Raw genomic sequence first — 1,443 nt, 5'->3', positions numbered from 1 at the left:
GACAAGCCTGTCCTGAGCGCAGCCGAAGGGCTCACCACGAACGGCTTAACTTAACAGCATTGGTCAATAAGCTGCTTGCGCACCCTACATACACTAAGACCGGCGCCTTGAGCCCTTGTTCCTTGCCCGCTGTCCAGCATAACTTTGCAAAACAGCTCAAAGCTCCATTTGCAATCCCGGTATGCCGATACGCTGTATCCGGATGGCATTCCTGCCTTCCTCGTAAGCCGGCAATTGGCCTTCATGCTGCCAGAGCCTGAAAGCCAGGGAATATGACAAAACGCGCACCGGATAATCGCGCGGCAGTTGTTGCAGATAAGGCTGTATGGTCACGAAATCCGTCACGCCGTACTGTTGCATAATGAAGCGCAGGCCGCCGTTGGTGGGCCCAATATTGTAGGCCAAAAGGCCCAGAAACAGATCGCCTTTCATTTCAGCCAGATAGTGTTTCAGGGTGGCGGCGGCAATAAAGGCATTGTGCCGATGGTCGAGCAAAGACAATTTATCCACGCCAAGGCGCCTGCCGGCCTGTTCTGTGGCCGCCTTGGGCACGCGCGTGATCTGGAACAGGCCATGCCCGCCATCCTGGCTGTCGCGCGGCAGGAACGAAGACTCTGCCGCGGCAATGCCCTGCAAAAGATTCGGGTCCAGATCGAACGCTTTAGCCGCTTCTTCGATAACGGCATTGTATTCTTCCGCGCGCTTCACCAGTCGCAGCAGCTGCACCGTATCGTACCGCCGATAAGCCGCATAAACCTGATGAGCCAGCGTAATGCGGGCCGCTTCCTGCTTGCCTCCGACCAGTGAGCGGAAGTGCCCGTAAGCCAGGGAAAATTCACCCTGTATCGCAAACCAGCCGACCATGAGCGCCAGTCCGACGGCCAGCATCGGCGGCAATAACGATGAAAAGGCGCGCAGTTGTGTTCGCAGTTTCCACCAGCCGATCAGCAGCGCCGCTGCGGCCAGGATCAACCCAACCACGCCGACCGCGAACGGCAGCAGGCTGCTGAAAAAACGCGTGCCTGAAAATCTGTCGGCCGAATAACCCAACAGCACGATAACCAGCAATGCGGCGGTAATGACAAGACTGGTCACTTCAAGCATTATCAGCGACAGCCGGCTTCTGAAATGATTCATTATCGGCCTGGACGCCGGCTTTTTTACTGCCGGCCGTGTCGTGCGCGGACGTGGTTTGACTTGAGGCGGTACTGTGGTCTTTTTAGATGCCGGACGGCCTCGCATTGCCGGTTTGTTCATAGTAACTGATGTTACGCAGTAAGCTGAATACAGATCGGTTTAACAAAGTGCCGCTAACGCGACGGTTTTATTTAATCGAGTTTGTCGCACCCGAAGGCGAGTTACTTGCTTTTAACAGCCTGGCCTATCCCGCTGCCCTGCCAAAATCAAGGCGAAATCCACTGTAGGGTACGCATCGCGTACCTT

General features: G+C 55.7%; 1 protein-coding gene. It reads right to left on the bottom strand.

The genetic code is table 11. The features are described 5' to 3' along the window. Positions 1 to 156: 156 nt before the first annotated feature. The gene (locus tag IT781_RS21800) at positions 157 to 1,137 is read right to left on the bottom strand and encodes a transglycosylase SLT domain-containing protein (RefSeq protein WP_228779354.1); all 981 of its coding nucleotides are present in this window, start codon (positions 1,135 to 1,137) and stop codon (positions 157 to 159) included. Positions 1,138 to 1,443: the final 306 nt, after the last annotated feature.

The sequence above is a fragment of the Methylobacter sp. BlB1 genome, assembly GCF_015476545.1.
Taxonomy (GTDB): Bacteria; Pseudomonadota; Gammaproteobacteria; order Methylococcales; family Methylomonadaceae; genus Methylobacter.
The sequence above is the reverse complement of the archived record's forward strand: the minus strand, read 5'-3'. Positions and strand labels throughout refer to the sequence as shown.